Genomic DNA, 6,254 nt, shown 5'->3' with positions numbered 1-6,254 from the left:
TACGCTGACTCCGGAATCTGCAACGTCTCCATCGGCGCCTGCAGGTAGAAGCCCTGCAGGTAGTCCACACCGCCCAGGGTCCACAGGGCCTGCATCTGGGCGGCGGATTCAACGAAACCCACCACCGTCTTTCGGTTGCCTTCCTTCACCTGTTTGACGATCTCAGTGAGGCGCTGACGGCCTTCACTTTTGGCCACATCCTGAGTGAAGGAGCCTTCAAATTTCACCATGGTAGCGGGGATGTGCTGGAACAGCTTGAACGGGTCCAGGCCGCCGCCGAAACGACTGATGGAGATACCACAGCCCGCGCTTTTCATTTTCTCGGCAAACACGCCGGCCTGTTTCAGGTAAGTGGTGGCATCGCCTTCGGTGAGCTGGAAAGTCAGCCGCGAACCATCCATTTTCGCCGCACGCATGGCCTTGAGCAGCCAATCTGCCAGGGAGGCATCGGCCAGCGAACCACCGTTGATATTGAAAACCAGCTTTACCGGTTCGCTCATGGTCGCCGCCGTGCGCATGGCATTGAGCACCACCCAGCGATCGATCTTGCCCACCAGGCCCTGCTCTGCGGCCACCGGAATAAACTCACCGGCCTCCATGGCTTCGCCCTGTTTCTGGGGCAGGTTCACGAATACCTCGAAAACATGCTCGCTGTCGTCCTCCAGATTCATCAGCGGCTGGTAGCGCAGATTAAAACTACCTTGCTCCAGCGCCTGACGCAGCAGCATGACGATGGCCTCGGAAGAACCGGCAGCCACTTCATCCATGGGATCATGAACCTTGATGCTGTTGCCTTTACCACTGTTTTCCCGCTGGGCCTGATTACAGCACTTCAGTGCTGTGGTGAGGGTACCCTGACCACTGCGGGCATCCTCACGAACAAATGCTACGCCCACACTGGCGGTAACCTGGATAGTCTTGGCTGCCACTTCGGGCATTAGCCCTTCAATACCGGCCCGCAGGCGCTCGGCAAGCTCTTCCGCCTCATCCGTATCAGCCACCGGCAGCAAGACGGCAAAATCCTCACCATCTACCCGGGCCAGCTTGGCATCACCGACCTGACCCCCAAGCCAGTTGGCAACCGCCCGCAGAATATCATCGGCGCCATCAATGCCCACCGAGGATTGGTGTTGTTCGAAGTCATCCAGGCGCAGATACAATACCGTGGCCAGCTGCCCTTCACGGGCGGCTTCGGCCACCGCATCATCAAGCTGATCCATAAACCATTTGCGGGCAAACAGGCCGGTGACCTGGTCTTTCTGGCTCATCTCATGGAGCCGTTCCTGCATTTCGTTCTCGTCCACCCCTCCTGCCCGAATAACAATCTGGGTACAGGCTTCGCCGTCGTAGGTGCTGGGCGAGAAGGTAAAGGAGGCATCAAACTCATTGCCCTCGGTGTTGACCCCCTTGCATTCCAGTTCCTGGGTCTGGCTTTCGTCCTGGGCACGACTGCGCAACAATTTCTTCAGCTTGTCATGATCCGCGGCTGACACCATGTCCATGATGGGTACACCGGCCAGGTCATCGGCACTTTCGTAACCGAACAGCTCCACGTAATTGTCGTTGGCGTGAATATGCATGCCATCAAGCACATAGGCGATGGCGTCACGGCTCTGGTCCATCAGTAGGGAAAGACGTTTTTCCGCATCATGACGGGCAATCTCGGAATGCTGCAGCTCCTTGCGAAGACGCAGGTTTTCCACCACCCGGTCCACCATCAAGGTGAGCATGTCCCGATCGTCATTGGGGACCACACCGCTGGCTCCCTGCAACAGGGCAGCCTTGACGGTTTCAGCCGAAAAGGTGTTTTCCAACAGAATCACCGGCACCGCCTTACCCAGGCGCTTGAGATGGGCCATGGCGGATTCGAAGCTTCCATCACCGAACGAAGGCCGACAAAGCATCAACTCCCAGGCTCCGCCCTTGAGAGCCCGCAGCAAGTCATCTTCGCCCAGCGCCAGTTGCGCCCGGGTCGCCCGACCGGCATTGCGCAGCATATTCATCAGCTGCTCGGCCTCATCCTGTGAATCATGGGCGATCAGTAGACGGAGATTATCCAGGGCATAGCTCATGGGATGACGACTCATACTGTTTTCGTACGGCCCACCATTGTGCCTGACAACCTTGTCTTGGCAACTTTCCCGCAGAAAAAGAGAGAACTGGCCAACCTTTACCGGAAAAGGATGCGGCAGATTCCCTATTTTTTGCGTATGAAACGTAGCCCGGCCAATGGCAGTAAACCATCACACAGCATCCTCGCTGTGACCTTGATAACGGGTTGGACGCGCAAAGCGCTCCCTTTCACGATTATAAACTGGACCAGATAGAATCCAGGTCACCTTCATCATCGTCGCTTGCCGGCTTGGCAGGAGCGGTGGGGGTAGCCATATCCCGGAACGGGTACTGACTGAATCCGGATGCCCCCTGCGTACGGCGCAGCAACTGTACGCGACGGGGTTCGCCGGCTTCAACCAGCTCCACCTTGACGCCCTCATTGAACCCCACGGTGGGCAGCAACAAGGTAGCCGGCTGGCCGACACCGGCCAGCTCCGGCAGCAGGATGGCGCGCATAAAATCACTGTCATCCCCCTGCTTTCGCAGGGCCCGGGCTGCCACCGGCCGACCGCCCGGTGCCAGTAGTTCCACCCCGAAGCGAGCACCATGATTGGGTAGCTGGGTCACCCAGCGCACGACCGCCAGCATCCACTGGCCTTCCGGGTGATCCCGCAGTGCCAGCAATTCACCCGTGCGCATCAGGCTCGGCGTATTCCCCTGCCAGGACAAGCAATAGCCGCCGGGACTCGCGTTCACCTTCTGGCAGTGGTAACTCTCGGGCAACGGCGCCTCACTGCGAAGGGAGGAATCCGGCTTGCCGATATCTATGGTCTCATTGGGGAACTCGGACTGATACGCCGTGGCCCAGGGATCGTCCTGTTGCTGTTTTTGCCGGCTGCTCATGCTGATGTTTCGCAGGAAGGGGTTATTCTCTTCCCCTTCGCCCATCACCGATAAACTACCTCGCTCAATCAGCGTTTCAAACGGCACCTTGCCGGACAGGAAATAGTGCACCCCCACCAGTCCAAAGCACAGCTCAATCTCACCGCTTTCCGCCATACGCTTGAATGCTCGCTCGGTGAGCGCTCCCCACACCTGCTGCAAGTGGGCCATCATGCTTTCATCAAGGCCTTTGGGAACCAGCAGATCACTATTCTGCGGGGCATTTTTCCAGGCACTGATCGCCTGCACCAACCGAGAGGAATCGATATAACGCCAGCTATCCGTAGCCTGTGAGGCATGGGTGCGATAAATCGGTGGGCGATCTGCCTGCAGGTCGAACACAAACAGATCTTCATCATCACTGGCGATCTTGATCTCGATCAGCTCCCCCCAGGTGAACGCGGCCTTGTACAGCGCGGCCAGCTCTTGCTGACGCAATTGATTGGGCTTGGCAGTGGCCAGCAACAGGCAACGGGCATAGGCGGACTGGATACTGGAATTGCCTTTTTCATCGTCTACCGGCGTTGTGGCGATACCGTGCAACTCCGCCAGCAGGTAAAGCTGGTGCAGCTCCAGCCAGAGATGCCGGGGGCTGGGAAAATACAGCTGATAGCAACGCAACAGGGTATCGCCAAGAGCGCTGATCGCACGGTGGATAGCAGTGGTTACCGCCCGCCGGACGGCCTTGTCCTTGAGCTTGCGCATGCCACGGACTGCCACCAGCTTGTAGCCATTGGCCAGATGCCCTTGCAGGGCCTGGGCCAGACTGGCCACGCGGCGGGCTTTGTCCGGCAAAACCAGGGACTGGTTCAGATAATGTTTCTGCAGGGAATCGCTGACATGCAAAATGGAAGGGCGCACCACTTCCAGCAACAGGAAGCGCTGTTTGGAATCGATTTGCAGCCGGTTCAGTTCCTGAATGAACTGATAGAGCTGACGCGCCGTTTCTCCCATATTCATTATCGGGAGAGCATCAACCCATTGTTGCAGCTTTTTCGGCTGATCAGCGCCAAGTGTCAGGTGCGGCAAGTCCTGCTCGGGCAGTTTCAAGCGCACCGTCTGGGCTGGTTGCTCCATTGAAGATAATCCTTATCTCGGTGGCACCCAGATGGGGAACCCTGAACAATTTCTCCAGGAGGCATGCCGACAACTCCGCAAGACCTGAAGTATGCAAGAAATTGTCAAGAGGACCCTCTAGTTATTAAGTCGTAGTTCTTGTTTTCTATGTGTCCTTCGTCACACGACTTTACGATACCGTTACAGAGCTGTAAACGTTGTGTTCGCGGCGACAGGCGGGTGCTCTAGCCCGCCAATACGGTCTTTGCCGCCCTCCCCGGCTCTTCCCGCGACAATCTTGGCACCAGAAAACCGGGTAGCCGGCCACGCAGCTCTCCATGTAATTGCATAGCCATTGAATCCGTTACCGCAAAATGGGCTGCACCCTGCACTGCATCCAGCTGGTGCAGATAGTAGGGCATAACTCCTGCCTGATGGAGCCGGTCCGATAATGCTTCAAGCGTATCAACGCAATCATTCACCCCTGCCAGCAACACACTTTGATTCAACAGGGTGATGCCTTCACGCCGCCACTGCCGACAGCGTTCAGCCAGGCCATCACTGATTTCCCGGGGGTGATTGGCATGCAACACCAGGGCAGTCTGCCAGCGGGAATTGGACAGAAGCCCCAGCAGCGGTTCATCCAGGCGCTCCGGGATAACTACCGGTGTGCGGCTATGAATGCGTAGCCGGCGCAGATGGGGAATCTCCGCCAACGCCGAAAGCAGTTCCTGTACACGGCGATTGTTCAGGGTCAGCGGGTCACCGCCACTGAGAATCACCTCACGGATGTCCGGGCGCGATGCCAGCCATTCCAGCGCCTGATCCCAGCGCTTGCCGCTCAGATGGCTCTGGTAGGGGAAATGGCGGCGAAAACAGTAACGGCAGTGAACCGCACAGGCGCCGGTGACAACCAGCAGCGCGCGGCCATGGTACTTGTGCAGTAGCCCGGGAACCGGAGTGTGGGCAGCTTCCTCCAGCGGATCACTGCTGTAGCCGTCCTCCTCGCGCAGCTCCGCCGGCACACTGAGCACCTGTCGCAACAGCGGATCATCCGGGTTGCCCGGCTCCATCAGACGCACATAGCCACGGGGCACGCGAAGGGGGAAATCCTGCGCTGCGGCCAAGCTACCGGGCAGGGATTCCGCCTCCAGCCGAAGCAGCCTGAGAAGCTCCGTCGGATCGGTAATCAGGTCCGCCTGCTGGCGCTGCCAGCCCGGCAACTCCCAACCGTCCCTTTCCTGCGTTATCATTGCCAGCCTCTGCGACGCCATACATCAACCTTTGGAACAACATTTATGGCCAACTATTCTACCAGTGAATTCAAGTCCGGCTTGAAAGTGATGCTCGATGGCGACCCCTGCGCCATCATCGAGAACGAATTCGTCAAGCCCGGCAAGGGCCAGGCGTTCAGCCGCGTCAGACTGCGCAACCTGAAAACCGGCAAAGTCTGGGACCGCACCTTCAAGTCCGGCGACTCCCTGGAAGGCGCCGACGTGATGGACGTCTCAATGCAGTACATCTTCAGCGATGGCGAATTCTGGCACTTCATGGACCAGACCACCTTCGAGCAGAAGCAGGCCGACGAAGCCGCCGTGGGCGATGCCAAGAAGTGGCTGAAGGAAGAAGACATCTGCGAGGTTACCCTCTACAACGGTGAGCCCCTGTCCGTCAGCCCGCCGAACTTCGTGGAACTGCAGATCGTGGAAACCGACCCGGGCCTGAAAGGCGACACCGCCGGCACCGGCGGCAAGCCCGCCACCCTGAGCACCGGCGCTGTCGTGCGTGTGCCGCTTTTCGTGCAGGAAGGCGAGATCGTCAAGGTGGACACCCGCACCGGCGATTACGTGGGTCGCATCAAGAGCTAGTCGTGACCGACTGGCAACCCACCGCCTCGCTGGAGGCCATCAAGGCGCGCGCCGAGCTGCTGAGCACGGTGCGCGCTTTTTTTGCTGCCCGCGATGTGCTGGAAGTGGACACCCCACAACTGGCGCACTACGGGGTCAGCGACCCGCACATCCAGTGCATCGCTGTGCCCGGCTACGGCTATTTGCAGAGCTCACCGGAGTATCACATGAAGCGTCTGCTGGCTGCTGGCAGCGGGCCTATCTACCAGATCTGCAAGGCATTTCGTGATGGTGAAGCCGGGAGCCGTCACAACCCGGAATTTACCATGCTGGAATGGTACCGCCCGGGCTTTG

The 6,254-nt window shown here is 58.7% G+C and carries 5 protein-coding genes; 2 read left to right on the top strand and 3 right to left on the bottom strand.

Going from position 1 to position 6,254, the window contains the following annotated elements; all coding sequences use genetic code 11:
• The 3 genes from HUJ17_RS15380 to epmB all read right to left on the bottom strand — a co-directional run.
• Nucleotides 1-2,087 (bottom strand): EAL domain-containing protein (locus HUJ17_RS15380; RefSeq protein WP_290511520.1); only part of this gene is annotated, 2,087 nt, incomplete at its 3' end.
• A gap of 220 nt (nucleotides 2,088-2,307) precedes the next feature.
• On the bottom strand, nucleotides 2,308-4,074 hold the full coding sequence (locus HUJ17_RS15375; protein WP_290511519.1) for a hypothetical protein: 1,767 nt from the start codon (nucleotides 4,072-4,074) through the stop codon (nucleotides 2,308-2,310).
• A gap of 224 nt (nucleotides 4,075-4,298) precedes the next feature.
• Nucleotides 4,299-5,306 carry an EF-P beta-lysylation protein EpmB gene (epmB, locus tag HUJ17_RS15370; RefSeq protein WP_290511518.1) on the bottom strand — a complete coding sequence of 336 codons (1,008 nt, stop codon included), beginning with the start codon at nucleotides 5,304-5,306 and terminating at the stop codon, nucleotides 4,299-4,301.
• Nucleotides 5,307-5,351: 45 nt separating this feature from the next.
• Between epmB and efp the strand changes: the two genes are divergently transcribed.
• Both efp and HUJ17_RS15360 read left to right on the top strand, forming a co-directional pair.
• Complete coding sequence (gene efp / locus HUJ17_RS15365; RefSeq protein WP_290499469.1) at nucleotides 5,352-5,921, top strand: elongation factor P; 570 nt, start codon at nucleotides 5,352-5,354, stop codon at nucleotides 5,919-5,921.
• Nucleotides 5,922-5,923: 2 nt separating this feature from the next.
• The coding region (locus HUJ17_RS15360) for an amino acid--tRNA ligase-related protein (RefSeq protein ID WP_290511517.1) at nucleotides 5,924-6,254 on the top strand (331 nt) is incomplete at its 3' end.

Origin of the sequence: Alcanivorax sp., assembly GCF_014762765.1 — a bacterium.
Taxonomy (GTDB): domain Bacteria; phylum Pseudomonadota; class Gammaproteobacteria; order Pseudomonadales; family Alcanivoracaceae; genus Alcanivorax.
The sequence above is the reverse complement of the archived record's forward strand: the minus strand, read 5'-3'. Positions and strand labels throughout refer to the sequence as shown.

Excerpts from the sequence above, each read along its gene's own strand:
- epmB (WP_290511518.1), bottom strand. The coding sequence starts at position 5,306 with ATGATAACGCAGGAAAGGGACGGTTGGGAGTTGCCGGGCTGGCAGCGC.
- efp (WP_290499469.1), top strand. The coding sequence starts at position 5,352 with ATGGCCAACTATTCTACCAGTGAATTCAAGTCCGGCTTGAAAGTGATG.
- HUJ17_RS15375 (WP_290511519.1), bottom strand. The coding sequence starts at position 4,074 with ATGGAGCAACCAGCCCAGACGGTGCGCTTGAAACTGCCCGAGCAGGAC.